The organism is Streptomyces sp. NPDC031210 (assembly GCF_055570395.1).
The window spans coordinates 19468-43468 of sequence record NZ_JBVIHH010000004.1; the positions used below are offsets into that span (position 1 = coordinate 19468).

Genomic DNA, 24001 nt, shown 5'->3' on the forward strand with positions numbered 1-24001 from the left:
ATCCGACCCCTGCAAGTCGGTACGCCCATCCGCAGGAGGATCAGCATGACCGCAAGCACCACCCGTCGCCCGGTCGCCGGCAGGTCGCGTTCGGCCGTGGCCGCCGTGGCCGCGGTCACCGCCTCGCTGCTCCTGCTCAGCGCCTGCGGCGACCAGACGGACGCGGCCATCGCCAAGCGCGAGGCGCAGAAGAGCCGTGACACCAGCGCGCCGCTGTTCAAGATGCTCCCCAAGGACGTCCAGGAGAAAGGTTTCCTCCAGGTCGGCTCGGACATCACGTACAAGCCGGTGGAGTTCCGCACCAACGGTGTGGTCGAGGGCATCGACCCGGACCTGGCGGCGGCGATGAGCAAGCAGTTGGGGATCAAGCTCAACTTCAACAACGCCACCTTCGACACCCTCATGGGCGGCCTGAAGTCCCGGCGCTACGACATCGCGATGTCGGCGATGACGGACACCAAGGAACGCCAGGAGGGCATCGACGGCTCCACCGGCAAGAAGATCGGTGAGGGCGTCGACTTCGTCGACTACCTCAACGTCGGTGTCTCGCTCTACACGCAGAAGGGCAAGACCCAGGGCATCGATAGCTGGGACGCCCTGTGCGGCAAGAAGCTCGCGGTGCAGCGCGGCACCGTCTCGCACGACCTGGCCAAGGACAAGTCCAAGAAGTGCGAGTCGAACGACCAGCCGGCCATCTCCATCGAGGCCTTCGACAACGACTCCGAGGCCCAGACCCGGCTGCGCACCGGCGGCGTGGACGTCGTCTCCAGCGACTACCCGGTCGCGGCGTACGCGGTGAAGGTCTCCGGTAAGGGCAAGGACTTCGAGATGGTCGGCGGTGAACCGCTCAAGGCGGCGCCGTACGGCATCGCGGTTCCCAAGGGCAAGGAAAAGCTGCGCGACGCCCTCCAGGCGGCCCTGAAGAACGCGATCAAGAACGGCTCCTACGCCAAGGTCCTGGACAAGTGGGACGTCAAGGACGCCGCGGTCGAGGAAGTGAAGATCAACAGCGGCTCCTGAGCCCCGCGCCCGCCGCCCTCCCCTCATTCCTTCCGCGCCCCTCCCGCCGAACGCTGAAAGGCATCACCCGTGTCAGTTGACGTCGACAAGTCGGCCCAGCCGCCGGCAGACGCTCCGCCGCCCCACCCCGAGCCCATCAAAGCCATTCCCGTCCGCCACTACGGACGCTGGGTCGCGGCCGTCGTCGTCCTCGCCGTGCTCGCCCTGCTCGTCCGGGCGTTCGCCTCCGGGAACGTCAACTGGGACGCCATCCCGCAGTACCTCTTCAACGCCGACATCCTCAAGGGTCTGCGCAACACCCTGCTGATCACCGTCCTGTCGATGGTGATCGGCGTCGTCGGCGGCGTGGTCCTGGCGGTCATGCGGCAGTCGAAGAACCCGGTGACCTCGACCGTCGCGTGGTTCTACGTCTGGTTCTTCCGCGGCACCCCGGTCTACGTCCAGCTCTTCCTGTGGTTCAACCTCGGCCTGGTCTTCCGGTACATCGACATCATGCCGATCTACAAGGACGAGTGGTCGGACTTCATGACCCCGTTCCTGTGCGCGCTGCTGGGCCTCGGGCTCAACGAGGCGGCGTACATGGCGGAGATCTGCCGGGCCGGCCTCAACGCCGTCGACGAGGGCCAGACCGAGGCGGCGCACGCGCTGGGCATGAGCCACGGCAAGACGCTGCGCCGGATCGTCGTGCCGCAGGCGATGCGGGTGATCGTGCCGCCGACCGGCAACGAGGTCATCAACATGCTCAAGACCTCCTCGCTGGTCATCGCCGTCCAGTACTACGATCTGCTGCAAGCCGCACAGAACGTCGGACGGGACTCCGGCGTCGTGGTCGAGATGCTGATCCTCGCCGCCGTCTGGTACCTGATCGCCACGACCGTCCTGAGCATCGGCCAGTACTACCTGGAGCGCTACTACGCCCGCGGCTCCAGCCGCGCCCTGCCGCTCACCCCGCTCCAGCGCGCCAAGGCGAAGCTGTCAGGCGGCTTCAACCGCCCCGGAGGTGTCGCATGACCGCCGTCAAGACCACGAAGAGCGCCGCCACGTCCGGTGGGCCGATGGTCAAGGCCGAAGGGGTCCACAAGTCCTTCGGCGCCGCCCACATCCTCAAGGGCATCGACCTGGAGGTGGCGCCCAAGGAGGTCTTCTGCCTGATCGGCCCGTCCGGTTCCGGCAAGTCGACGTTCCTGCGCTGCATCAACCACCTGGAGAAGGTCAACGCCGGCCGGCTGTCCGTCGACGGCGAGCTGGTGGGCTACCGCGAGCACAACGGCAAGCTCTACGAGCTGCGCGACCGCGAGGTCGCCGCCCGCCGCCGCGACATCGGCATGGTCTTCCAGCGCTTCAACCTCTTCCCGCACATGACCGCGGTGGAGAACATCATGGAGGCGCCGATCCAGGTCAAGGGCGAGTCCAAGGCCGTCGCCCGCGAGCGCGCCACCAAGCTGCTGGACCGCGTCGGCCTGTCCGACAAGGCCGGCAACTACCCCTCGCAGCTCTCCGGCGGCCAGCAGCAGCGGGTGGCCATCGCCCGGGCGCTCGCCATGGAGCCGAAGCTGATGCTCTTCGACGAGCCGACCTCGGCGCTGGACCCGGAGCTGGTCGGTGACGTCCTGGACGTCATGAAGGACCTGGCCGCGGACGGCATGACGATGATCGTCGTCACCCACGAGATGGGCTTCGCCCGGGAGGTCGGGGACTCGCTCGTCTTCATGGACGACGGCGTGGTCGTCGAGACCGGCCACCCGCGCGACGTGCTCGGCAACCCCCAGCACGAACGCACCAAGTCGTTCCTGTCCAAGGTGCTCTAGGGCTCCGGCCCACCTCGACGCCGTGCGAAGGCGGTACGCGCCCCCAAGGGGCCGTACCGCCTTCGCACGTGCGGAGAGCGGCGGGCGGAAGGCGACCCGCCTCGGCTCACTTCAGGCCCAGCACCAGCGCGTCCGACGGCGAGCACCACACCGCGCGGGCCTCGGCGAAGCCGGACTCGCGCAGCACCTGGGCGTGCCAGCGCGCCGACGGGGTGTCGCCGTCCGCGTGCTCGCCGTAGATCGCGAAGCGCTCGGCGGTCGGGCCCGGCCAGCCGCGGATCGGCGGCCGCCAGCCGCCACCACCCGGCCCAGTCCACCGCCCCGGCCTCCCTGGCCGCCGCCCTGCGCGCCCGCTGGAGGGCCTCGTCGGCGGCGTTGATCCGCGGGGTGGCCTCCTCGGGCATGTGGTCGGCGTTCATGAAGACCCCGCCGTCGCGCACCAGGGCGCCGAGCTGCCCGTAGAGCCCGCGCAGGTCCTCGCTGTGCAGCCAGTGCAGCGCGGTGGCGGTGAGCACCGCGTCGTAGGAGTCGTGCGGCAGCCGGTCCGTCCAGCGCGGGTCCTTCAGGTCGGCCCGTACGAAGCGGAACCGGTCCTCGCCCTCGAAGTACCCTTCCGCGATGGTCAGCAGCGCGGGATCGAGATCCACGCCCACACTCTCCGCCTTCGGGAACCTTTTCAGGAGCCGGTCGGAGATACTGCCCGTACCGCACGCGAGATCCAGCACCCGTGGCTCGGGACCCACCAGCGCCTCGACCTCTCCCATAGCCTTCAGGGCATGGGGGGACCCCCACCGAGCATGACCCGGAACCGCTCCTCGCGGTCGGGGAGGTACCGCTCCTGCTGCCGGTCCCAGCTCTGTTGCCAGGCCCGCCAGTCGGTGCCGACGCCGTTCTCCGTCACGCTACCCCCTCAGCCGTAATACCCTCTTAGTGACAACGCCCATTACGCACGAGGGGCACTCCGCACCTTAAGCCCGCCCGGTAAGGACTACAAGTGGAACTGGCCTATTACTCGGACTACGCCGTGCGGCTGGTCAACACCGAGCAGCCCGAGCGCGGCGGCGACAGCCTCACCTCGGTCGAGGCCGTACGCGAACTCTTCGGCGTCGCCCAGCAGGCCGCCCGGCGCGCCACGGACAGCGACGTGACCCGGCTGCGCACGGTCCGCGCCCGGCTGCGCGCCGTCTTCGAAGCCGCCGACGAAGGCGACGAGGTGCTGGCCGTGGACCTTCTCAACGCCCTGATGATGGAGTTCCCCGTCAGCCCGCAGATTTCCGGCCACGAGTTCCGCGACGATGGGGGCACCTCCCGCTCGAGCGGAGCCGAGAGGGGGGGAGGCCGCCCGAAATGGCATCTGCACATCGCCGACCACGCCGCCAACGCCACCGCCGGCTTCACCGCGACCGCGTGCATGGGCCTGGCCTTCCACCTCACCGAGCTCGGCGTCGACCGGCTGGGCATCTGCGAGGCCCGGCCGTGCCGCAACGCCTACCTGGACACCTCCACCAACCGCTCCCGGCGCTACTGCTCCGACCGCTGCGCCACCCGCGCCAACGTCGCCGCCTACCGCGCCCGCAAGCGCCTGGAGAGCGAACGGTCCGCGGGCAGCGGCCGGACCGCCGTCAGCGCCCAGGAGAGCGCCGCACGCGGCGACCGCTGAAGCCCGCGCGGGGGCCGCACCCGGAGCAGGGCGCGCGCGAGGACCAATTCGTCCGGTACCGCCCCGAATTCACGGCTGTCGTTATGGACGTACGGATTGTCGCCGCGCACCCACCAGCCGCCGTCCCGCCGCTCGACGGCCCGCTTGACGATCAGCAGGTCCTGGCGGAACGGATGCCGCAGCACGACCACGTCGCCGGGCCGCACGGCGGCGCCGTAGCGCACCAGGAGCTGGTCACCCGGTCGGAGCGTGGGCACCATCGACGGGTTGTAGACCTCGGCCAGCCCGAACGCGCGCAGCGGTCCGCCGCGCCCGCTCCCGGGATCCGCCCCGTCCGCGCGCTCCGGCCCCCGCTCGTCCACCCGCTCCGGCATCCCGTACCTCCCGGTCCAGCCCCGGTCCGACCCGTTCACCGGCCCATCCTCCATCAGTCCCACCTCGGCACTGGACTTTTGCCCTAAGACCCCCGGGCCGCCCGAGAAAAGCCTTCCCATACCGAGTAATCTCGCACCTGAGAAGACGATCACGAGGAAGGACTGAACATGCTCTCCCGCCTGTTCGCCCCCAAGGTCAAGGTCAGCGCGCACTGCGACCTGCCCTGCGGCGTGTACGACCCCGCCCAGGCCCGCATCGAGGCCGAGTCGGTCAAGGCCGTCCAGGAGAAGTACCAGGCCAACGAGGACGCGGACTTCCGCACTCGCGCCGTCCTGATCAAGGAGCAGCGCGCCGAGCTGGCCAAGCACCACGTCTCGGTGCTGTGGAGCGACTACTTCAAGCCGCCGCACTTCGAGAAGTACCCGGAGCTGCACCAGCTCGTCAACGACACCCTCAAGGCCCTCAGCGCCGCCAAGGGCTCGAACGACCCGGCCAGCGGTCAGAAGGCCCTGGACCTCATCGCCGAGATCGACAAGATCTTCTGGGCGACCAAGAAGGCCTGACCCGGTCCCAGGCGCGGTGACCCGCACCAGCGGGTCCTCCTCGCCGCCTTGTCCGCACCCGCTCCGACACCCGGCCGCCGCTCGGCGGTGGTGGTGACGGACGGGTGCGGTCTTCGTTGACGGCCGGAGCGCGGGGGCGAGGAACGCGCTAGGTGGCCACCGGCAGTGGCCCGTCGTGCCGGATGAGCCAGGCGCGGTAGGCGGCGCTCGCCCACGCGACCTCCATGTAGGCGGCGGTCAGGTCGGCGAAGAGGGCGTCGGCGGGGGCGGCGGGGGTGCCTTCCGGGCGGGAGGCCATGAAGAGGCGGACGGCGAGCGGGTCGCCGTGCAGCGGGCGGACGGCCATGCCGGGACGGGGGCGGGCGGAGGGCTGGCAGGGGGTGACCACCTCGCCGGCCGTGACCAGGTCGATGGTGGTCAGGTAGTCGCCGTGCATGACCCGGGGGTTGATGCCGGCCGCGGCCCATACGCGGCGCAGCCCGGCCCATTCGCCGTCCACGGCCGGGTCGACCATCCACTGGTCCTCGGCCAGGTCGGCGACGTGGACGATCGCCTGGGCGGCCGCCGGGTGGCTGTCCGACAGGGCGATGAACTGCGGCTCGCGGGCGATGAGTTCATGCTCGGCCAGACCGTCGGGCACCCGTAGCGGCGCGCCCTCCACCTCGTGCACGAACGCGACGTCGAGCTGGCCCATCGCGACCATCTGAAGCAGCGCGTTGGCGGACACATCGGTTCTTATCGTCGTGTCCGTATCCGGCAGGCGGACCCGCAGCCGGCGCAGCCAGCCGGCGACGGCGCGGCTGTTGGTGCTGCCGATGCGCAGCCGCGCGCCCCGTTCGCGAACCGAAACCGAAGCGATCTCGTCGACCAAGGCCCGCATTTCGGCCACTATCGGGCGGGCCCGGCAGAGCACGGAGTGCCCCAGCGGGGTGGGCCGGCTGCCGGTCGGTTCGCGGAAGAAGAGCTGGCCACCGAGGGCTTTTTCGATGCGGTGGAGCTGGGTCGTGAGGGAAGGCTGGGTCATCCCCAGCTCCCGGGCCGCTTTGCGTACGCTGCCGGAGTCGGCGATGGCACACAGTGCGCGAAGATGCCTTACCTCGAGCTCCACGACCGGAGCATAACGATGCGGGCATCCGTCACACCAGACTCATGGGCCTGCCCGAACTCCTTCAATTTTCACGGGGTATTGCCTGGTGCTATCACCACCTGGCATCTCCGCCCCGCGGGTGAACTCCGTCCAGACTCGGCGGCACCAAGAAATCCGCAGGGCCCCGGCCGCCGCCCCACACGGCGGCCGTACGGCCCTCGGAGATGAAGGAGCCCCCACATGAGATCTCCCAAGAAGGCGCTGTCGGCGGCGCTCGGACTGGGCCTCGCCGCCGTGCTGGCAGCCGCCACGCCCGTCTCGGCAGCTTCCCCCTCCTCTCTCGCCTCCTCCTCCCCCGCCAACTCCTCCCTCAGCACCCCCGCCTCCATCGCCGCCTACACCGGCTCGGCCGCCGAGAAGGCCGACACCCAAGCGTTCTTCGAGGCCGTGCTGAAGTCGGCCAAGGCCAAGATGAAGGCCCACCCGGGCGCGGCCTCGGTCACCGTCACCTACGACGCGAGCGCCGCCCCGACCTTCGCCAACCAGATAGCGCAGAGCGCGTCGATATGGAACAGCGCGGTGGCGAACGTCAAGCTGCAGGCGGGCAGCGGCGGCGACTTCCAGTACCGCGAGGGCAACGATCCGCGCGGGTCGTACGCCAGCACCGACGGTCACGGGAGGGGCTACGTCTTCCTGGACTACCAGCAGAACCAGGAGTTCAACTCCACCCGCGTGACCGCGCACGAGACCGGTCACGTACTGGGCCTGCCGGACCACTACGAGGGTCCGTGCAGCGAGCTGATGTCCGGCGGCGGCCCCGGCACGTCCTGCCAGAACGCCCAGCCGGACGCGAACGAGCGCGCCCAGGTGGATCAGATGTGGGCGGGCGGCCTGGCGAGCCTCGGCTCGGGCAAGGCCGCCTGACGAAACGGCGGCCGCCCGCACCAACCCGGTCAGGCTGATGAGGGCCGGGGGCGGCGGACGGCCGGTGGCTGACGAGGGCCGGAACCTGGCGGCCGGTCCTCTCGGCAGCGCGGTTCACGCGCCCGCGAACGCGGTGGGACTCTTCCCGGGTCCCACCGCTTCGCATGTCTGGGGAGACCGCTGAGCGCCCGGGGCGGTCCGTCCGCGTCCCGCCCGGTCCGCCCGCGTCCGCCGGCTACCGCAGCGTGCGGCTCCAGACCTCCCGTACGGCCTCCCCCACGGCCTCCCCCTCGTCCGGCCGCGGCGCCGGCTGCCAGCCCCAGGAGCGGAACGCGGCCCGGGCCGCTTCGTCGTCCGGCGGGAGGAAGGTGACCGCGACCGCGGCGCCCGTGCGCATCAGCAGCGTCTCCAGCAGGCGGGTGGCCACCCGGGCGCGCCGGTGGGTGGGCAGCACCATCAGCTCCGCGACGAGGAACAGCCGCCCCGCCGCTGCCGCCTCGCGCAGTTCTTCCGGGAGGCCGGCGAGCGCCTCCCGGTCCCGGCCGGCGTCGCGGTCGGCGGGATAGCCGTAGCAGCACCCCACCAGCGCCGGGTCGCTGGCGATGACCATCTCGAAGCCGGGCCGCTGGACGTCGTGTTCGGCGAACCGGCGCAGGAAGCGCTCCCGCCCCGGATCGTCACCGGCCGCCGGGCCGCGGTGGGCCGCGGCGTAGAGGTCGGCGACGGACTCCCGCTGGGTCTCCGCCTGCCACCTGGTCAGCCGCCGTAGGAACACCTCTGCCATGGGCCCTCCCGCTCCACCGGTTACGCCGCCCCCGCCCGTGCCGCGCGGCCTGTGGCGGAACGCCGGCGGGGACACCGGAAGCATAGAGCCTGGCCGATCACCGGTTCCGCTCTCCGTGGCCGGGCCTACAGCCAGCCGTTGCGCTTGAAGCCGCGGTGGATGACGCAGCAGATCACCACGATCACGGCCATCACGAGCGGGTAGCCGAACGTCCAGTGCTTTTCCGGCATATGGTCGAAATTCATGCCGTACACGCCGCAGACCATGGTCGGTACGGCCAGGATCGCCACCCAGGCGCTGATCCGGCGCATGTCCTCGTTCTGCGCCACGGTGACCTGGGCGAGATGCGCCTGGAGTATCGAGTTGAGCAGCTCGTCGAAGGCGGTGATCTGCTCGGTGACCCGGTCGAGGTGGTCGGCCACGTCCCGGAAGTAGGTCTTCGTCCGCGGCTCGACCAGCGACATCGGCTGCGTGGCCAGCGCCTGCAGCGGCCGGGCCAGGGGCGCCACCGCCCGCTTGAGTTCGAGGAGTTCGCGCTTGAGCTGGTAGATCCGGCCGGCTCCGCCGCCGCCCCCGGCGAAGACCTCGCTCTCGACCTCGTCGATGTCGTCCTGGACCGCGGCCGTGGCGTCCAGGTAGTCGTCCACGACGAGGTCGGCGATGGCGTGCAGGACGGCGGACGGACCGAGCGCCAACTGCTCGGGGACGGACTCCAGTTGCTCGCGCAGCGGGCCCAGTGAGCCATGGCCGCCGTGCCGTACGGTGATCACGAAGTCGGCGCCGGTGAAGACCATGATCTCGCCGGTGTCCACGACTTCGCTGGTCTCGGTGAGCAGGTCGTGCTCGACGTAGCGGACGGTCTTGAACACGGTGAACAGCGACTCGTCGTAGCGCTCCAGCTTGGGCCGCTGATGGGCGTGCACGGCGTCCTCGACGGCGAGCGGATGCAGCCCGAACAGCTCGACGATTCCGGCGAATTCCTTCTCGGACGGCTCATGCAGCCCGATCCAGACAAATCCGTCACCGGACTCCCGCACGCGGCGGATCGCCACATCGGCGGGGTGGTTGCCGCTCTGCCGGACACCCGCCACATAGACGGCGCAGTTGACGACGGCGGTGCCCAGCGGCGAGCGGGCCGGGTGGCTGAGGTCGACCCCGCGGGTGCGCGGCTGCGGCAGCCGGACGGCCTTGCGGAGGTTGCTGATCACTGACACCGGTCCAGTATGGCGTGCGAGGCCCGCGAGCGATATGGCGGTGGCGGGCCCGCCCGCTCAGGAGACCAGCGCCGGCCGCTCCCGGCCGGCCGCGTCCGCCGCCGGCGCCGTCACGTCCTTCGTCGCGCGCGGGCCTACCCGGGCCGGCAGCAGGAACAGCAGCCCGAAGACGACGACCAGGCCGCCCGCCACCCACCACAGGGCGGACGTCGTGGCCGCGACGAACGCGGCGCCCCCGGCGGTCGCCGTCCCGCCGGTGTCCCCGACGACCGTGAAGAACGCCACCGACGACAGGCCCAGACCCAGCGCCATGCCCAGTTGCCCGGTGGTGTTGAAGATGCCGGACGCCGACCCGGAGTGCGCGGCGGGCACCTCGGAGAGCACGGTGTCGGTGAGGGGGGCGACGATCAGGCCCATCCCGGCGCCCATCAGCACCATGGCCGGCGCCATCTGCCAGGAGCGCATGTCGGTGCCGTAGCGGTCGGCCTCCCACAGGAACAGCAGCGCGCCGGACAGCATGATCAGCGCACCGGCCTGGAGGACCTTGCGGCCGAACCGCGGCACCAGCTTCTGTACGGACATCCCGGCGGCGGCCGAGCAGGCGAGGGAGAAGGGCACCCCGGTCAGGCCGGCGCGCAGCGCGCTCCAGCCCAGCCCGAGCTGCATGTAGAGCGTCCACACCAGGAAGAACAGGCCGCTGAGTGCGCCGAAGGTGAGCTGGACGCCGGTGCCCGCCGCGAAGGTCTTGAGCTTGAAGAGGGAGAGTTCGACGAGCGGCGAGCCGTCCTTGCGGGTCTTGGCGCGCTCGTAGCGGACGAAGACGGCCAGCACGAGCGGGCCCGCCGCCATCGACACGAAGCCCCACACCGGCCAGCCCGACTCGCGGCCCTGGGTCAGCGGGTAGAGCACCAGCAGCAGGCCCGCGGTGGCCAGCGCGGTGCCGACGAGGTCCAGGCGCAGCGCGCCGGCGGTCGCCCTGGACTCGGTGATGAAGCGGCGGCCGAGCACGATCCCGGCCAGCCCGACCGGCAGGTTGATCAGGAAGATCGGGCGCCAGGCGAGGCCGAGGAGGTCGCCCTCGGTCAGCAGGGCGCCGATCAGCGGCCCGCAGACCGCGCCGAGGCCGATCACCGCGCCGAACATCCCGAAGACCTTGCCGCGCTCGTCGGCCGGGAAGGTGACGTGGATGATCGCGAGCACCTGCGGCACCATCAGCGCGGCCATCGCGCCCTGCGCCACCCGCGCGCCCACCAGCATCCCGGGGTCCGCGGCGAGGCCGCACAGTGCGGAGGCGAGCGTGAAGCCGGCCATGCCGAGCAGGAAGAGGCGCCGGCGGCCGTAGATGTCGCCGAGCCGGCCGCCGGTGATCAGGCCGAGCGCGAAGGCGAGGGCGTAGCCGGCGGTGACCCACTGGACGGCGCTGAAGGTCGCGCCGATGTCGCGCTGGATGCTCGGGATCGCGATGTTGACGATGGTCGCGTCGACCAGGTCCATGAAGCTCGCGGTCAGCACGATGGCGAGGGCGATCCAGCGCCGGCGGCCGGCGGCCGTCCCGGAGGGCGCGGGGTGGGTGGGGGTCATACGGGTGCTCCTGGTGGACCGGTGGGTGGGGAAGGGAAAGCGGAGGCGGAAGGGAGAGAGGGGCGGTGGGAGAGAGGGGCGGCGACGTCTTCGACACTAGATCGGATGTAGGACAGCTCCGGTCCTACTTCGGGGCGCATCATCGGTGGCATGAGTGAGACCTCGGCGCGTCTGTTGAATCTGCTGTCCCTGCTCCAGACCCCGCGCGAATGGCCGGGCAGCGAGCTGGCCGCGCGGCTGCGGGTCACCTCCCGCACCATCCGCCGGGACATCGAGCGGCTGCGTGAGCTGGGCTATCCCGTGCACGCGACGATGGGCTCGGACGGCGGCTACCGGCTGGCCGCCGGGACGGCGATGCCGCCGCTGCTCCTGGACGACGAGGAGGCGGTGGCCATCGCGGTCGGCCTGCGCTCGGCGGCCGGGCACACCATCGCGGGCATCGAGGAGGCGTCCGTACGGGCGCTGGCCAAGCTCGAACACGTGCTGCCGGCCAGGCTGCGGCGCCGGGTGGGCACCCTGGGGACCGCGACCGTCCCAATGCCCGCCGGTGACGGCCCGACCGTGGATCCCGAGCATCTGACGGTGCTGGCCGCCGCGATCACCAACCACGAGCGGGTGCGGTTCCGCTACCGGGCGGGCGCCGGTGCGCGCACCAAGCGCCTGGTGGAGCCGCACCGTCTGGTCGCGGCGGGCCGCCGCTGGTACCTGGTGGCGTACGACAACGACCGCGAGGACTGGCGGATCTTCCGGGTGGACCGGCTGAGCGAGCCGTTCGCCACGGGCGCGCGGGCCGCGCCGCGCGAGCTGCCCGCCGCCGACGCCGCGGCCTACGTCCGCGAGCGGATGCAGGGCGCGAGCACCGGCTGCCGGGCGGTGGCGACGGTGTACGCGCCGGCCGCGGAGGTGAGTGCCCAACTGGGCGGGCCGGCGGCGGGCGAGGTGGAGCCGGTCGGCGAGGACGTGTGCCGGTGGCGCAGCGCGCCGGACTCGGTGGAGTGGCTGGCGCTCCGGCTGACCCTGCTGGGCCGGGAGTTCACCGTGCACGAGCCGCCGGAGCTGGCCGGCTACCTGCGCGCGATGGCCGGCCGGGCGGCTCGCGCGGCGGGTCCGGCGGAGGCGGGCGGCGAGGAGGAAGGGGCGGAAGGGGCGGGCGCCGGGGTGTGAGGGGACGCCCGACTGTCGGGCGCCGGGTGTGACGGCACCCCTGGTGTCATACCCCCTAGGGGTATATCGTGGCGTCCGTGGACGCGGCCGCTCGCCGTCGTCCCCCGGTATCCGGGAGACTCGCGCCCGAGGAGTTACGCCATGACGACCCTGACCACCCCGGCCAAGCTCGGCGGCTACGCGCTGATCCTGCTCGCCGTCCTCGCCGCGGGCTTCGGCCTCGGCCGGGCGGCCGGCGACGACCGTGGCGGCCCGGCCCGCCACGGCCCCGTCCACCGGGCCCCCGCACCGCCTGACGACCCCGCCCCTTCCATGGGACACTCGCAGCACACCGAGGAGCAGTCATGACCACCGCGATCGGAGACCAGCGCGTCGAGCTGGAGATCGGCGGGATGACCTGCGCGTCGTGCGCCGCCCGCATCGAGAAGAAGCTCAACCGCATGGACGGCGTCACCGCCACCGTCAACTACGCCACCGAAAAGGCGCGGGTGGAGGTCGCCGAGGGCAGCGGCATCGCGACCGCGGACCTGATCGCCACCGTCGAGAAGACCGGCTACACCGCCGCGCTGCCCGCGCCGCCACCCGCCGAGCCGCCGCCCGCCGGAGCGGAGGCGCCCGAAGCGGCGCCGGACGCCCTCCGCGCGCTGCGCCACCGCCTCCTGGTCTCCCTCGCCCTCTCCGTCCCCGTGGTCCTGATGGCGATGGTGCCGGCCCTGCAGTTCACCAACTGGCAGTGGCTGTCGCTGACCCTGGCCGCCCCGGTCGTGGCCTGGGGCGCCTGGCCGTTCCACCAGGCCGCCTGGACCAATCTGCGGCACGGCTCCGCCACCATGGACACGCTCATCTCCATGGGGACCCTCGCGGCGCTCGGCTGGTCCCTGTGGGCGCTGTTCTTCGGCACCGCCGGCATGCCCGGTATGACGCACCCCTTCGAGCTGACCATCGCCCGCACCGACGGCAGCGGCAGCATCTACCTGGAGGCGGCGGCCGGCGTCACCACCTTCATCCTGGCCGGCCGCTACTTCGAGGCCCGTTCGAAGCGGAAGGCGGGCGCGGCGCTGCGGGCGCTGCTGGAGCTGGGCGCCAAGGACGTCGCCGTGGTGCGCGACGGCCGCGAGATCCGGGTGCCGACCGGTGAGCTGAGCGTCGGCGACCACTTCGTCGTACGGCCCGGGGAGACCATCGCCACGGACGGGCGGGTGGTGGACGGCTCCTCCGCCGTGGACGCCTCGATGCTCACCGGCGAGTCCGTGCCCGTGGAGGTGTCGCCCGGCGACGCCGTCACCGGCGCCACCGTCAACGCCGGCGGCCGGCTGGTCGTCGAGGCCACCCGGGTCGGCGCGGACACCCAGCTCGCCCGGATGGCGCGACTGGTGGAGAACGCGCAGAACGGCAAGGCGGCCGCCCAGCGGCTCGCGGACCGGATCTCGGCGGTGTTCGTACCGGTCGTCATCGCCCTCGCCGTGGGCACGCTCGGCTACTGGCTGGGCACCGGCGAAGGCGCGGTGGCCGCCTTCACCGCGGCGGTCGCGGTCCTGATCATCGCCTGCCCGTGCGCCCTCGGGCTCGCCACTCCCACCGCGCTGATGGTCGGCACGGGCCGCGGCGCCCAGCTCGGCATCCTCCTCAAGGGCCCCGAGGTGCTGGAGTCGACCCGCCGGGTGGACACCATCGTCCTGGACAAGACCGGCACGGTCACCACCGGCGTGATGACGCTGACCGGCGTCCACGTCGCCGACGGGGTGACCCGCGAGGAGGCCCTGCGGCTGGCCGGCGCGCTGGAGCACTCCTCCGAGCACCCGATCGCCCGTGCCATCGCCACCGCGGCCCGGTCCGAGGCGGAGGCCGCCGGGGAGTCCGGTGACCTGCCCGTCCCCGGGGGCTTCGCGAACGTCCCCGGCCTGGGCGTACGGGGTGTCGTCGACGGGCACGCCGTGCTGGTCGGCCGGCAACGGCTGCTGGACGTCGAGGGCCTGCCGCTGCCACCCGCGCTGAGGGCCGCCGAGGACGCGGCGGAGGCGGCGGGCCGTACGGCGGTCGTCGTCGGCTGGGACGGGGCGGCGCGCGCCGTCCTGGTCGTCTCGGACGCGGTCAAGCCCACCAGCGCCGAGGCGGTCCGCCGGCTCCGCGCGCTGGGCCTGACCCCGGTGCTGCTCACCGGCGACAACCAGGCCGTCGCCGATGCCGTCGCCGCCGAGGTCGGCATCGACGAGGTGATCGCCGAGGTCCTGCCCGAGGACAAGGTGGCCGTCATCGAGCGCCTCCAGGCAGAGGGCCGCTCGGTCGCGATGGTCGGGGACGGGGTGAACGACGCGGCGGCGCTGGCCACCGCCGACCTCGGACTCGCCATGGGCACCGGCACCGACGCCGCCATCGAAGCCGGCGACCTGACCCTCGTCCGAGGTGATCTGCGGGCGGCCGCCGACGCCATCCGCCTGGCCCGCGCCACCCTCAGCACGATCAAGGGCAATCTCTTCTGGGCCTTCGGCTACAACGTCGCGGCGCTGCCGCTGGCCGCCGCCGGCCTGCTCAACCCGATGATCGCGGGGGCCGCCATGGCCTTCTCGTCGGTCTTCGTCGTCAGCAACAGCCTGCGGCTGCGCCGCTTCCGGTCCCTGACGCCGGAGTCGGCCGCGGCGGGCACGGACGCCTGACCGGCACGTGGACGCCCCCGGTCCCCCCGGGCCCCCCGCGGGGACCGGGGGAGGTCGGATGTCTCCAGTTATGACGGCGGAAGATTGGCGGATCGCGCAACCGTCGCCCGGCGCCGACGGGTGAGACTGGTCGGGAACCGTCCGTCCACGCACCAGGGGGAACTCATGACCGGGTCACGCGTCCTGGCTCTCGGCCATTACCAGCCCTCCAACGTGCTCACCAACGACGATCTCGCCAAGATCGTCGACACCGACGACGCCTGGATCCGCAGCCGCGTCGGTATCCGCACCCGCCATGTCGCGGCGCCGGACGAGACGGTGGACGCGATGGCCGCCGCGGCGGCCGCCAAGGCGCTCGCCGCGAGCGGACTGGACGCGCACGAGATCGACCTGGTCCTGGTCGCGACGTGCACGAACACCGACGTCAGCCCCAACACCGCGGCCCGGGTCGCCGCCCGGCTCGGCCTCGCCGCCCCCGCCACGATGGACATCAACGTCGTCTGCTCCGGCTTCACCCACGCGCTGGCCAGCGCCGACCACGCCATCCGCGCCGGTGCCGCCACGAACGCGCTGGTCATCGGGGCCGAGAAGTTCACCGACGTGGTCGACTGGACGGACCGTTCGACGTGTGTGCTGGTCGGCGACGGCGCCGGCGCCGCGGTCGTCACCGCCTCACCGGAGCCGCTGATCGGGCCGGTCCTGTGGGGCTCGGTGCCGCAGATGGGCGACGCGGTACGCATCGAGGGCGAGCCGGCCCGCTTCTCCCAGGCGGGCCAGACCGTCTACCGCTGGGCGACGACCCAGTTGCCGGCCATCGCCCGCAAGGTCTGCGAACGCTCCGGGATCCTGCCCGAGGACCTGGCCGGCGTCGTCCTGCACCAGGCCAACCTGCGGATCATCGAGCCGGTCGCGCAGCGGATCGGCGCGGTCAACGCGGTCGTCGCCCGGGACGTCGTGGACTCGGGCAACACCTCCGCGGCTTCCGTCCCGCTCGCCCTGTCCAAGCTGGTCGAGCGCCGGGAGATCGCCGCCGGCGCCCCCGTGCTGCTGTTCGCCTTCGGCGGCAACCTCTCCTACGCGGGGCAGGTCATCCGCTGCCCGTGAGGCGGAGCCCGCCCCGGCCGCACGCGGGCGGGGGCCTTTTCGCCCCGCCGCCCTGGCTAGCCGATGTCCTGGGGGTGCTCGCGCAGGTAGAGCGCGCCACAGGTGTGGCAGAACGGCTCCGCTCTGGGCGTGCCCCAGGCGTCAGCCGTTTGGGTGGCGGCGGCCGGGGCCAGCTCCCGTCCGCACATGGCCGTGGTGCCGTCCAGCCGCACCATGTGCCAGATCTTGACCGGCGTGTCGCGGTGCGGCAGGACGCCTTCCTGGTACTCGGCGCGCATCTCGTGCTCCATGGCGGTGCACCTCCTACGCCCACGATGCGCCAGCCGGCCGGCCCCCACAACGGCACCCGCGGCGGCACGGGGGCTTCTGCGCGGGCGCGGTCAGAACACCGACCAGCCCGTGAGGGTCGTGAAGTGGTCCAGCGCCGCCGCGCCCGCCACGGAGTTGCCGCGGGAGTCCAGCCCCGGGCTCCACACGCACAGCGTGCAGCGGCCGGGAACCACGGCGATGATGCCGCCGCCGACGCCGCTCTTGGCGGGCAGCCCCACGCGGTAGGCGAACTCCCCGGCCGCGTCGTACGTCCCGCAGGTCAGCATCACCGCGTTGATCCGCTTGGCCTCGCGCGCCTGGAGCAGCCGGCTGCCGTCGGCGCGCAGCCCGTGGCGGGCCAGGAAGCCGCCGGCGGTGGCCAGATCCCGGCAGCTCATCTCTATGGAGCACTGCCAGAAGTAGTGCTCGATGACGCTGGGGACGGGGTTCTCCAGGTTGCCGAAGGACGCCATGAAGTGCGCCAGCGCCGCGTTGCGGTCACCGTGCTCGGCCTCGGAGTCGGCCACCGCCTGGTCGAAGGCGAGGTGGGGGTTGCCGCTCTCCTCCCGTAGGAAGTGCAGCATCGAGGTGCTGGCGTCGCCGGTGAGGGTCTGCAGCCGGTCGGTGACCACCAGCGCGCCCGCGTTGATGAACGGATTGCGCGGAATGCCGTTCTCCGCCTCAAGCTGGACCAGCGAGTTGAACGGCGTGCCGGACGGTTCGCGGCCGACCCGCTTCCAGATGTCGTCGTCGCCGTGGCTGCCCGCCATCACCAGGGCCAGCGAGAAGGTCTTGGAGATGGACTGCACGGAGAAGGGCACCTCCCAGTCCCCGACGCCGCACACCTCGCCGTTGATGTCGGCCACCGCGATCCCGAAGCGGTCCGCGGCCACCCGCTCCAGCGCCGGAATGTAGTCGGCGACCTGTCCCTGCCCCGCGAACGGCCGCGCGAAGGCCGCTACCTCTTCGAGAACGGCCTGGTAGTCCATGGCGGACACGCTAACCCGGCCGGGTAAGCACCCCCGGAAGCGCCCCCGGCAACGACTTCGCCCCGCACACCAGGGGCGCCCGGTCCCCGTACGGCTCACCCGTCTCGCGGTGTTCGCCGCCGTACTCCAGCCTGGCACGGGAACCCCACGGCCGTCCGCGCCGTTGATCCCTTACGACACCGACCTTCACGGAGGCAGCAATGTCAGGGTTTCTCGACCGCGCCAAGGAGCAGGCACAGCGCGGGCTGGCGCAGGGCAAGCAGAAGGTCGAGGAAGTGCAGCAGCAGCGCGGCGGCGGGGAGCTGCTGAAGAAGCTCGGTGCCGCCTATTACGCCGAGCGCGGCGGCAGCGGCTCTCCGGAGGCCACCCAGCAGGCCCTGCGCGCCGTGGAGGCCCACATCGCGGCCCACGGGGACGGCTTCCTGCGCTCCTGACCCGGCCCGCGCTCCGGCGGCCGAAACCGCTCGCACATCCCCGAACACCCGGGCCGTTTTATCCGGTTCCGCTCCCCCGGCGCCCCTCCCTCCCGTAAAAGCGAGGCAGGAGGCGGTGCGCGGCCCGCGGCCGCCGCGCACCGATCGGAGTCGGCCATGTCCGAGCCTCTGTCCGCCGCCCGGTTCCTCGACGTCCTCAAGGACGAGGGCCTGCACGTCGTCGAAGTGGGCGACTGGCGGACCCACAACCGCAACGCCAAGGGACGCTGGGGCCCGGTGCACGGCGTGATGGTCCACCACACCGCGACCGCCGGCGCCGACGCCACCGTCCGCCTCTGCTACGACGGCCGCCCGGACCTGCCGGGCCCGCTGTGCCACGGCGTGATCACCAAGGACGGCACGGTGCACCTGGTCGGCTGCGGCCGCGCCAACCACGCCGGCCTCGGTGACGGCGATGTGCTGCGGGCGGTGATCGCCGAGAAGCGGCTGCCCCCGGACGACGAGAGCGACACCGACGGCAACCGCGTCTTCTACGGCTTCGAGTGCGAGAACCGAGGCGACGGCGAGGACCCCTGGCCGCCGGCCCAGATCGCGGCGCTGGAGAAGGCCGCGGCGGCCCTGTGCCGCGCGCACGGCTGGACGGAACGCTCGGTACTCGGCCACCTGGAGTGGCAGCCCGGCAAGTCCGACCCGCGCGGTTTCACCATGGACACGCTGCGCGAGGGCATCGGCGAACGCCTGAAGTGAGGGTCGGCGCGGCGGACCGAGGTCGCGGGCGCCGCCCAACGCGTAGGGCGACTGCCGCCCGGACGGGCCCGGCCGAAGGCCGCACGCCCGGCCGGTGCGGCAGGGTGCCGCCCGGCGCGCCGCAGGCGCGCCCTTGAACAGATCGACATACGCCTTTCCCGAGTGGGTGACCACAGGCCGAACGCCTCTGCCGATGGCTTCTGAAAGGCCGAGAACGGAGAAAGCCTCCCGGATCGCTGCGGCGGCGTCATCGGCCCTCTTGCGGCCGTCTCGCCAGGTCCGCATGTCCATCACTCTCGCCCCCTGGGCTTTCGGTGCTTGGGGTGGGCAGCCAGCTCGACGTTGCAGTCGGATACGGCGGAGCGGTCCCCTCTCGCCTGAGCTTCACCCCGTTGCTTGACCAGGGCGCCGCAGACGTCACACCCCGTGACGGGTTCGGGAGAGCTCACAGGCATCATCAGTGTACGGGCCCTTGCATCGTTGTCTGGCGTTCCATGTGCCCGATAGCGGATCGCCCTTGCGGACGTATCCGCCCCGTACCAGGGACAGTTGGGCGGTTCCAGGCGTAGCGTCGAAACGGCCCAAACGTCTGAGGGGGAAGTCTTGAACGTCGCCTTACGATCAGCTATGGCAGATGCCGGTCTCTCGCCCCGGAAGCTAGCGGCCCGAGTGGGGGTGACCAGCAAGACCGTCGAGCGGTGGTTGGCTGACGCCGGACTGGTACCGCACGCAACCAATCGTGAGGACGCCTGCCGAGCGTTGGGAGTTGATGAAGAGATGTTGTGGCCCCGAGCAGTGAAGGACCGCATCAAGACCGGCAACGACCGTGAGCTGGTCCACTCGTATCCGTACCGGTCCGCCTGCCCGTCCACCGTATGGGCTGAGCTTGTCGAGAGCAGCAGCGAGGAAGTGTTCCTTGCCGGATACACGAACTACTTCTTCTGGACCCAGATGCCCCGGTTCGCCGAGACCATACGCCGCAAGGCCGAGTCCGGCTGTCGGGTCAGGATTCTTCTCGGTGACCCCGCCGGAGAGGTCACCACGCAGCGGGAAGCGATCGAAGATGTTGCCTTGAGCGTGTCCACCCGGATTCGGATCACTCTGGAACACCTGGACCGGTTGGGCGCCCTTCCTGGGCTGGAGACGCGCTACAGCAGCGCTGAGGATGCGGTGAACCACGTCTCGCTGTCGGTGTTCCGGTTCGACGGCGAAGCGCTTGTGACCCCTCACCTGGCGCGGCTTGTGGGCCATGACTCCCCCCTGCTGCATCTGCGCCGCCAGGGGGCGGGGGGCATGTTCGACCGGTTCGCGGAGCACTCCGAGGAGTTGTGGAGCCGCGCGGTACCGGTGGGCTGAGCCCGGGAGCTTCACAGAACAGCGGCCACAATGGACGGGTGAACCACCCCGTAGACCTCGCCACCGCCCTCCGGCCCCGCCCTCCCTCCCCCCTCCAGGAGATCGAGGACGATCGGTTCGCCCGCCGGGGCGTGCGGCTGCTGCTGAAGCGGGACGACCTGATCCACCCCGATCTGCCGGGCAACAAGTGGCGCAAGCTGGCGCCCAACCTGCGCGCCGCGGCCGAGGCCGGCGAGCGGACGCTGCTCACCTTCGGCGGCGCGTACTCCAACCACCTGCGCGCGACCGCCGCGGCCGGCCGTCTGCTGGGCTTCGCCACCGTCGGCGTCGTACGCGGCGAGGAGCTGGCCGACGCGCCGCTCAACCCGTCGCTGGCCCGCTGCGCGGCCGACGGGATGCGGCTGCACTTCACCGACCGCGGCACCTATCGCCGCAAGTCCGACCCGGACGTGCTGGCCGCGCTCCACGACCGCTTCGGCGCCTTCCGCCTCATACCGGAGGGCGGCAGCAACGCGCTCGCCGCCCGGGGGTGCGAGGAACTGGGCCGGGAGCTGCGCGGCGTCGCGGAGACCGTGGCGGTGGCCTGCGGGACCGGCGGCACCCTGGCCGGCCTGGCCGCCGGACTGGCGCCGGGCCAGCGCGCCCTGGGCGTCCCCGTTCTCAGGGGCGGCCGTCCGCACTTCCTCGAAGAGACCGTCGCAGGGCTCCAGCGCGCGGCATTCGGCGGCCGGCGCGGCGACTGGCGCCTGGAGGATCGTTTCTCCTGCGGCGGGTACGCCCGCCGCACGCCCGCCCTGGACGCGTTCGCGGACGCCTTCGAGGCCCGGCACGGCCTGCCGCTGGAGCGGGTCTACGTCGCCAAGCTGCTGTTCGGGCTGACGACGCTGGTCCGCGAGGGGGCCTTTCCGCCCGGCAGCGGCGTCGTCGCGGTGATCACCGGCACGCCGTAGGCCCGGAGGGGCGTGAGAGCGCCGTAGGGCACAAACCCGTGGCGCGCCGCCCGCTACGACGCGCGCTCCCGGTACGCCGCCGCCTCCTCCAGGTCCAGCCGGCGCAGCAGCGTCCGCAGCATCTCGTCGTCGATGCGGCGCGCGTCGCGCAGGGTGACGAACACCCGCCGCTCGGCGTCGATCATCTCGCGCGCGAGCCGCCGGTAGGTCTCGTCGGCGCTCTCCCCGGTCTCCTCGTTGACCGTGCCCAGCCGCTCCCACACGGCGTTGCGCCGCCGCTCCAGCACGCTGCGCAGCCGCTCCGCGAGCGGCCCGGGAAGGGCGTTGCGGTCGTCCGCCAGCAGGGTGTCCAGGCGCGCCTCGGCCGCCCGGGACGCCTCGTTCTGCGCCTGCGCCTCGGCGAGCGTCTCGGCCTGGAGGTCCCGGCCGGGCAGCTTCAGCGCGCGGATCAGCGGCGGCAGCGTCAGGCCCTGGACGACCAGGGTGGCGATGACGGTGGTGAACGTCAGGAAGAGCACGAGGTTGCGGGCCGGGAAGGGTCCGCCGCCGTGCACGGTGGCCGGGATGGAGAAGGCGATGGCCAGCGAGACCACCCCGCGCATCCCGGCCCAGCCCACGACGACCGGCGCCGTCCATGTCGTGTCGGCCTCCCGGGCGCGGATCCGGGCCGACAGCAGGCGCGGCAGGTAGGTGGCGGGAAACACCCACACGAAGCGCGCCAGGACCACGACGGCGAACACCACGGCCGCGTACCAGAGGGCCTGCGTGCCGCTGAACTCCCCCAGGCCCCGCAGGACGACCGGCAGTTGGAGCCCGATCAGCGCGAAGACCGCGGATTCCAGGACGAAGGAGACGACCTTCCAGACGGCGTCCTCCTGGAGCCGCGTCTCGAAGTCGACCTGCCAGGAGCGGTGCCCGAGATAGAGGCCGACCACGACGACGGCGAGCACGCCCGAGGCCCCGACCTGCTCCGCGGCGGCGTAGGCGACGAACGGGATGAGCAGCGAGAGGGTGTTCTCCAGGAGAGCGGAGTCCCGCAGCCGGCGGCGCAGCCAGTGCAGCGGCACCATCAGGACCACGCCGATGCCCACGCCCCCCACGGAGGCGAGGGCGAACTCCTTCAGCCCGTCGCCCCAGGTGGCGCCGACGCCGACCGCCGCGGCCAGGGCCACCTTGTAGGCGGTGATCGCGGTGGCGTCGTTGACCAGCGATTCGCCCTGGAGAATCGTGGTGATCCGGTGCGGCAGCCCCAGTTTGCGGGCGATGGCGGTGGCCGCGACGGCGTCGGGCGGCGCGACGACGGCGCCGAGCACCAGGGCGGCGGGCAGCGGCAGGTCGGGGATGACCAGATAGGCCGCGTAGCCGACGACCACGGTCGCGAAGAGGACGTAGCCGACGGACAGCAGGGCCACGGGCCGCAGGTTGGCCCGCAGGTCCAGGTAGGAGCTGTCCAGGGCGGCGGTGTGCAGCAGCGGGGGCAGCAGCAGCGGCAGGACGATGTGCGGATCGAGGGTGTAGTCCGGTACCCCTGGGAGGTAGCCGGCCGCCAGCCCGGCGGCGACCAGCAGCAGCGGCGCCGGGACGGGTGTCCGCCGTGCCAGGCCCGCCACCCCGGCGCTCACCGCGATCAACAACAACAGCGGCATCACGTCCACCGCCACCGCCCCCTCCCCGTACCCGGCGCCGCGCCGCGGCCCGGCCGGCCCGGCGTCCGGACCGCCGCCACGGCCACCGCCCGGCTCACCATTCCGGCCTCTTCGTCATCGTCCCCGCGATCTAACCTGGCCATCATGAGCGAGTGCACGCATGTATCCGACCTGCCGCGCCCCGAACCGGCGCCGCTGAGCGCCACCTGCCTGGAGTGCCTCGCGGCCGGCAGCCATCCCGTGCAGTTGCGCCTGTGTCTGGCGTGCGGCCATGTCGGCTGCTGCGATTCCTCGCCGTACCGGCACGCCACCGCGCACCACGAGCGGACCGGCCACCCGGTGATGCGGTCGTTCAAGACCGGTGCCTCCTGGCGCTGGTGCTTCACCGACCAACTCATCGTGTGAACCCGCGGGTCGGTTTAGCCTTTCGGGATGATTCGCGATGCGACCCCCGCCGACGTCACCGTCATCCTCGCCATGATCGGCGAGCTGGCCGCCTACGAACGCGCCCCGGAAGCCGCGCGGGCCACCGAGCCGCAACTGGCGGAGGCCCTCTTCGGTCCGCAGCCGGCGGCCTTCGCGCTGATGGCCGAGGTGGACGGCGCCCCCGTGGGCTTCGCCCTGTGGTTTCGCAACTTCTCCACCTGGACGGGCACGCACGGTGTCTACCTGGAGGACCTCTACGTCCGGCCCGAGGCGCGCGGCGCCGGCCACGGCAAGGCGCTGCTGGCGGCCTTGGCGGAGATCTGCGTGGCCCGCGGCTACGAGCGTTTCGAGTGGTCAGTCCTGGACTGGAATGAACCGTCCATCGGTTTTTACCGGTCGATCGGTGCGCGGCCCATGGACGAATGGACGGTCTTCCGGCTCACTGGAGAGGCACTGCGCAACCTTGCGAGCGCCTCGCGCGTCAACGCAGCGTAATCGGAATGGATTTGGCAGTGCAGACCCCTAGCCACTGTACGTACCCGTAGTCTTACAATCAGTGACAACGACGACGTCGGGCGACCGTGGCCCGGATCGCCGTCCGGACGGCGCGCGTGCTCCTTCCGGGCGACACCGGCCCGCGGATCGCGATAGCGTCGCAGCCGAACCATGTGCCGCGCCGGATCGTTCTCCTTGCGACTGACAGGGGAAACGACCGGCGTGGAGCTCGCGAACACCGCGAATACCACGCATATCAGCTCAACCAGCTTGTGCCACCTTGGAGGTGAGGGTGTCCCAGATCGCAGGCGAGCCCGGGACTCAGGACTTCGTGGAAGTCCGTCTGCCCGCTGCGGGTGCCTACCTGTCTGTGCTGCGTACGGCCACGGCCGGACTCGCAGCCCGTTTGGACTTCACCCTCGACGAGATCGAGGATCTGCGCATCGCGGTCGACGAAGCGTGCGCGATCCTGCTGCAACAGGCCGTGCCCGGCAGCGTGCTGAGCTGCGTCTTCCGCCTCATCGACGACGCACTGCAGGTGACCGTGTCGGCCCCGACGACCGACGGCCGCGCCCCTGAGCGCGACACCTTCGCCTGGACGGTGCTCTCCGCACTGGCCGGCAAGGTCGATTCCACCGTCGCGGAGGACCGTACGGTCACCATCAGCCTGTACAAGGAGCGCGGCGCCGGTCCCGGACCGTCATGACCGAA

At 71.8% G+C, this 24001-nt stretch carries 25 protein-coding genes and 1 pseudogene; 17 read left to right on the forward strand and 9 right to left on the reverse strand.

Annotated features, from left to right (window positions below):
• Window positions 1–45: 45 nt before the first annotated feature.
• The 3 genes from ACZ45Z_RS09570 (at window position 46) to ACZ45Z_RS09580 (ending at window position 2828) form a co-directional block, all read left to right on the forward strand.
• Window positions 46–1020 (forward strand): ABC transporter substrate-binding protein, encoded by a 975-nt coding sequence (locus ACZ45Z_RS09570; RefSeq protein WP_468358814.1) that lies wholly within the window; start codon window positions 46–48, stop codon window positions 1018–1020.
• A gap of 69 nt (window positions 1021–1089) precedes the next feature.
• Entirely contained in the window at window positions 1090–2031 is a 942-nt protein-coding gene (locus ACZ45Z_RS09575) for an amino acid ABC transporter permease (protein ID WP_468358817.1), read from the forward strand.
• Between the two features lie 44 nt (window positions 2032–2075).
• The gene (locus ACZ45Z_RS09580) at window positions 2076–2828 is read left to right on the forward strand and encodes an amino acid ABC transporter ATP-binding protein (protein WP_468359732.1); all 753 of its coding nucleotides are present in this window, start codon (window positions 2076–2078) and stop codon (window positions 2826–2828) included.
• A 106-nt stretch (window positions 2829–2934) separates the two neighbouring features.
• On the opposite strand, the pseudogene ACZ45Z_RS09585 reads toward ACZ45Z_RS09580, so the two are convergent.
• Window positions 2935–3729 (reverse strand): annotated as a pseudogene (locus tag ACZ45Z_RS09585) (class I SAM-dependent methyltransferase).
• A 93-nt stretch (window positions 3730–3822) separates the two neighbouring features.
• On the opposite strand from ACZ45Z_RS09585, the gene ACZ45Z_RS09590 reads away from it, so the two are divergent.
• Window positions 3823–4488 (forward strand): CGNR zinc finger domain-containing protein, encoded by a 666-nt coding sequence (locus ACZ45Z_RS09590; RefSeq protein WP_468358820.1) that lies wholly within the window; start codon window positions 3823–3825, stop codon window positions 4486–4488.
• Here the strand turns inward: ACZ45Z_RS09590 and sodX are convergent.
• The gene (gene sodX, locus ACZ45Z_RS09595) at window positions 4392–4862 is read right to left on the reverse strand and encodes a nickel-type superoxide dismutase maturation protease (protein WP_468359735.1); all 471 of its coding nucleotides are present in this window, start codon (window positions 4860–4862) and stop codon (window positions 4392–4394) included. The genes ACZ45Z_RS09590 and sodX overlap by 97 nt on opposite strands.
• Before the next feature lie 168 nt (window positions 4863–5030).
• Here sodX and sodN point away from each other — a divergent pair, with 168 nt between their 5' ends.
• Window positions 5031–5426, forward strand: coding sequence for a superoxide dismutase, Ni (gene sodN / locus ACZ45Z_RS09600; RefSeq protein ID WP_468358823.1), 396 nt, complete (start codon window positions 5031–5033; stop codon window positions 5424–5426).
• 148 nt (window positions 5427–5574) lie between these two features.
• Here sodN and ACZ45Z_RS09605 read toward each other — a convergent pair whose 3' ends face one another.
• Window positions 5575–6534 carry a LysR family transcriptional regulator gene (locus tag ACZ45Z_RS09605; protein WP_468358826.1) on the reverse strand — a complete coding sequence of 320 codons (960 nt, stop codon included), beginning with the start codon at window positions 6532–6534 and terminating at the stop codon, window positions 5575–5577.
• Between the two features lie 219 nt (window positions 6535–6753).
• Here ACZ45Z_RS09605 and snpA point away from each other — a divergent pair, with 219 nt between their 5' ends.
• Window positions 6754–7437 carry a snapalysin gene (gene snpA / locus ACZ45Z_RS09610; protein ID WP_468358829.1) on the forward strand — a complete coding sequence of 228 codons (684 nt, stop codon included), beginning with the start codon at window positions 6754–6756 and terminating at the stop codon, window positions 7435–7437.
• A 235-nt stretch (window positions 7438–7672) separates the two neighbouring features.
• On the opposite strand, the gene ACZ45Z_RS09615 is transcribed toward snpA, so the two are convergent.
• The 3 genes from ACZ45Z_RS09615 to ACZ45Z_RS09625 form a co-directional block, all read right to left on the reverse strand.
• On the reverse strand, window positions 7673–8221 hold the full coding sequence (locus ACZ45Z_RS09615; protein ID WP_468358833.1) for a GNAT family N-acetyltransferase: 549 nt from the start codon (window positions 8219–8221) through the stop codon (window positions 7673–7675).
• Between the two features lie 125 nt (window positions 8222–8346).
• Window positions 8347–9429, reverse strand: coding sequence for a magnesium and cobalt transport protein CorA (locus ACZ45Z_RS09620; protein ID WP_468359738.1), 1083 nt, complete (start codon window positions 9427–9429; stop codon window positions 8347–8349).
• A 63-nt stretch (window positions 9430–9492) separates the two neighbouring features.
• Window positions 9493–11016, reverse strand: coding sequence for an MFS transporter (locus tag ACZ45Z_RS09625; protein ID WP_468358836.1), 1524 nt, complete (start codon window positions 11014–11016; stop codon window positions 9493–9495).
• Between the two features lie 150 nt (window positions 11017–11166).
• On the opposite strand from ACZ45Z_RS09625, the gene ACZ45Z_RS09630 reads away from it, so the two are divergent.
• The 4 genes from ACZ45Z_RS09630 (at window position 11167) to ACZ45Z_RS09645 (ending at window position 15938) form a co-directional block, all read left to right on the forward strand.
• Window positions 11167–12180 (forward strand): helix-turn-helix transcriptional regulator, encoded by a 1014-nt coding sequence (locus ACZ45Z_RS09630; RefSeq protein WP_468358840.1) that lies wholly within the window; start codon window positions 11167–11169, stop codon window positions 12178–12180.
• Window positions 12181–12321: 141 nt separating this feature from the next.
• Window positions 12322–12528 carry a hypothetical protein gene (locus ACZ45Z_RS09635; RefSeq protein ID WP_468358843.1) on the forward strand — a complete coding sequence of 69 codons (207 nt, stop codon included), beginning with the start codon at window positions 12322–12324 and terminating at the stop codon, window positions 12526–12528.
• The gene (locus tag ACZ45Z_RS09640) at window positions 12525–14834 is read left to right on the forward strand and encodes a heavy metal translocating P-type ATPase (protein ID WP_468358846.1); all 2310 of its coding nucleotides are present in this window, start codon (window positions 12525–12527) and stop codon (window positions 14832–14834) included. The genes ACZ45Z_RS09635 and ACZ45Z_RS09640 overlap by 4 nt, the downstream gene beginning before the upstream one ends.
• 165 nt (window positions 14835–14999) lie before the next feature.
• Window positions 15000–15938 carry a beta-ketoacyl-ACP synthase III gene (locus ACZ45Z_RS09645; protein WP_468358849.1) on the forward strand — a complete coding sequence of 313 codons (939 nt, stop codon included), beginning with the start codon at window positions 15000–15002 and terminating at the stop codon, window positions 15936–15938.
• 56 nt (window positions 15939–15994) lie between these two features.
• On the opposite strand, the gene ACZ45Z_RS09650 is transcribed toward ACZ45Z_RS09645, so the two are convergent.
• Complete coding sequence (locus ACZ45Z_RS09650) at window positions 15995–16228, reverse strand: hypothetical protein (protein ID WP_468358852.1); 234 nt, start codon at window positions 16226–16228, stop codon at window positions 15995–15997.
• Window positions 16229–16318: 90 nt separating this feature from the next.
• On the reverse strand, window positions 16319–17236 hold the full coding sequence (locus ACZ45Z_RS09655; protein WP_468358854.1) for a glutaminase: 918 nt from the start codon (window positions 17234–17236) through the stop codon (window positions 16319–16321).
• 200 nt (window positions 17237–17436) lie between these two features.
• On the opposite strand from ACZ45Z_RS09655, the gene ACZ45Z_RS09660 reads away from it, so the two are divergent.
• The 4 genes from ACZ45Z_RS09660 (at window position 17437) to ACZ45Z_RS09675 (ending at window position 20723) form a co-directional block, all read left to right on the forward strand.
• A complete protein-coding gene (locus ACZ45Z_RS09660; RefSeq protein WP_468358857.1) occupies window positions 17437–17670 on the forward strand; it encodes a hypothetical protein in 234 nt (77 codons plus the stop codon).
• 156 nt (window positions 17671–17826) lie between these two features.
• The gene (locus ACZ45Z_RS09665; protein WP_468358860.1) at window positions 17827–18417 is read left to right on the forward strand and encodes an N-acetylmuramoyl-L-alanine amidase; all 591 of its coding nucleotides are present in this window, start codon (window positions 17827–17829) and stop codon (window positions 18415–18417) included.
• Window positions 18418–19194: 777 nt separating this feature from the next.
• Window positions 19195–19773 (forward strand): XRE family transcriptional regulator, encoded by a 579-nt coding sequence (locus ACZ45Z_RS09670; RefSeq protein ID WP_468359741.1) that lies wholly within the window; start codon window positions 19195–19197, stop codon window positions 19771–19773.
• Window positions 19774–19811: 38 nt separating this feature from the next.
• Complete coding sequence (locus ACZ45Z_RS09675) at window positions 19812–20723, forward strand: 1-aminocyclopropane-1-carboxylate deaminase/D-cysteine desulfhydrase (protein WP_468358863.1); 912 nt, start codon at window positions 19812–19814, stop codon at window positions 20721–20723.
• A gap of 53 nt (window positions 20724–20776) precedes the next feature.
• On the opposite strand, the gene ACZ45Z_RS09680 is transcribed toward ACZ45Z_RS09675, so the two are convergent.
• Window positions 20777–22369, reverse strand: coding sequence for a Na+/H+ antiporter (locus ACZ45Z_RS09680; protein WP_468359744.1), 1593 nt, complete (start codon window positions 22367–22369; stop codon window positions 20777–20779).
• Window positions 22370–22513: 144 nt separating this feature from the next.
• Between ACZ45Z_RS09680 and ACZ45Z_RS09685 the strand changes: the two genes are divergently transcribed.
• The 3 genes from ACZ45Z_RS09685 to ACZ45Z_RS09695 all read left to right on the forward strand — a co-directional run bounded on the left by ACZ45Z_RS09685 (window position 22514) and on the right by ACZ45Z_RS09695 (window position 23996).
• Window positions 22514–22774, forward strand: coding sequence for a UBP-type zinc finger domain-containing protein (locus ACZ45Z_RS09685; RefSeq protein ID WP_468358866.1), 261 nt, complete (start codon window positions 22514–22516; stop codon window positions 22772–22774).
• A gap of 27 nt (window positions 22775–22801) precedes the next feature.
• Window positions 22802–23290 carry a GNAT family N-acetyltransferase gene (locus ACZ45Z_RS09690; RefSeq protein ID WP_468358869.1) on the forward strand — a complete coding sequence of 163 codons (489 nt, stop codon included), beginning with the start codon at window positions 22802–22804 and terminating at the stop codon, window positions 23288–23290.
• A 292-nt stretch (window positions 23291–23582) separates the two neighbouring features.
• Window positions 23583–23996, forward strand: coding sequence for an ATP-binding protein (locus tag ACZ45Z_RS09695; protein ID WP_003985353.1), 414 nt, complete (start codon window positions 23583–23585; stop codon window positions 23994–23996).
• Window positions 23997–24001 lie beyond the last annotated feature (5 nt).

What these genes read in the sequence shown, in the direction of transcription:
- ACZ45Z_RS09570 (WP_468358814.1), top strand. Translation starts at nt 46, where the DNA reads ATGACCGCAAGCACCACCCGTCGCCCGGTCGCCGGCAGGTCGCGTTCG.
- ACZ45Z_RS09580 (WP_468359732.1), top strand. Translation starts at nt 2,076, where the DNA reads ATGGTCAAGGCCGAAGGGGTCCACAAGTCCTTCGGCGCCGCCCACATC.
- sodX (WP_468359735.1), bottom strand. Translation starts at nt 4,862, where the DNA reads ATGCCGGAGCGGGTGGACGAGCGGGGGCCGGAGCGCGCGGACGGGGCG.
- sodN (WP_468358823.1), top strand. Translation starts at nt 5,031, where the DNA reads ATGCTCTCCCGCCTGTTCGCCCCCAAGGTCAAGGTCAGCGCGCACTGC.
- snpA (WP_468358829.1), top strand. Translation starts at nt 6,754, where the DNA reads ATGAGATCTCCCAAGAAGGCGCTGTCGGCGGCGCTCGGACTGGGCCTC.
- ACZ45Z_RS09615 (WP_468358833.1), bottom strand. Translation starts at nt 8,221, where the DNA reads ATGGCAGAGGTGTTCCTACGGCGGCTGACCAGGTGGCAGGCGGAGACC.
- ACZ45Z_RS09625 (WP_468358836.1), bottom strand. Translation starts at nt 11,016, where the DNA reads ATGACCCCCACCCACCCCGCGCCCTCCGGGACGGCCGCCGGCCGCCGG.
- ACZ45Z_RS09630 (WP_468358840.1), top strand. Translation starts at nt 11,167, where the DNA reads ATGAGTGAGACCTCGGCGCGTCTGTTGAATCTGCTGTCCCTGCTCCAG.
- ACZ45Z_RS09635 (WP_468358843.1), top strand. Translation starts at nt 12,322, where the DNA reads ATGACGACCCTGACCACCCCGGCCAAGCTCGGCGGCTACGCGCTGATC.
- ACZ45Z_RS09640 (WP_468358846.1), top strand. Translation starts at nt 12,525, where the DNA reads ATGACCACCGCGATCGGAGACCAGCGCGTCGAGCTGGAGATCGGCGGG.
- ACZ45Z_RS09645 (WP_468358849.1), top strand. Translation starts at nt 15,000, where the DNA reads ATGACCGGGTCACGCGTCCTGGCTCTCGGCCATTACCAGCCCTCCAAC.
- ACZ45Z_RS09650 (WP_468358852.1), bottom strand. Translation starts at nt 16,228, where the DNA reads ATGGAGCACGAGATGCGCGCCGAGTACCAGGAAGGCGTCCTGCCGCAC.
- ACZ45Z_RS09655 (WP_468358854.1), bottom strand. Translation starts at nt 17,236, where the DNA reads ATGGACTACCAGGCCGTTCTCGAAGAGGTAGCGGCCTTCGCGCGGCCG.
- ACZ45Z_RS09660 (WP_468358857.1), top strand. Translation starts at nt 17,437, where the DNA reads ATGTCAGGGTTTCTCGACCGCGCCAAGGAGCAGGCACAGCGCGGGCTG.
- ACZ45Z_RS09665 (WP_468358860.1), top strand. Translation starts at nt 17,827, where the DNA reads ATGTCCGAGCCTCTGTCCGCCGCCCGGTTCCTCGACGTCCTCAAGGAC.
- ACZ45Z_RS09670 (WP_468359741.1), top strand. Translation starts at nt 19,195, where the DNA reads ATGTTGTGGCCCCGAGCAGTGAAGGACCGCATCAAGACCGGCAACGAC.
- ACZ45Z_RS09680 (WP_468359744.1), bottom strand. Translation starts at nt 22,369, where the DNA reads ATGCCGCTGTTGTTGTTGATCGCGGTGAGCGCCGGGGTGGCGGGCCTG.
- ACZ45Z_RS09685 (WP_468358866.1), top strand. Translation starts at nt 22,514, where the DNA reads ATGAGCGAGTGCACGCATGTATCCGACCTGCCGCGCCCCGAACCGGCG.
- ACZ45Z_RS09690 (WP_468358869.1), top strand. Translation starts at nt 22,802, where the DNA reads ATGATTCGCGATGCGACCCCCGCCGACGTCACCGTCATCCTCGCCATG.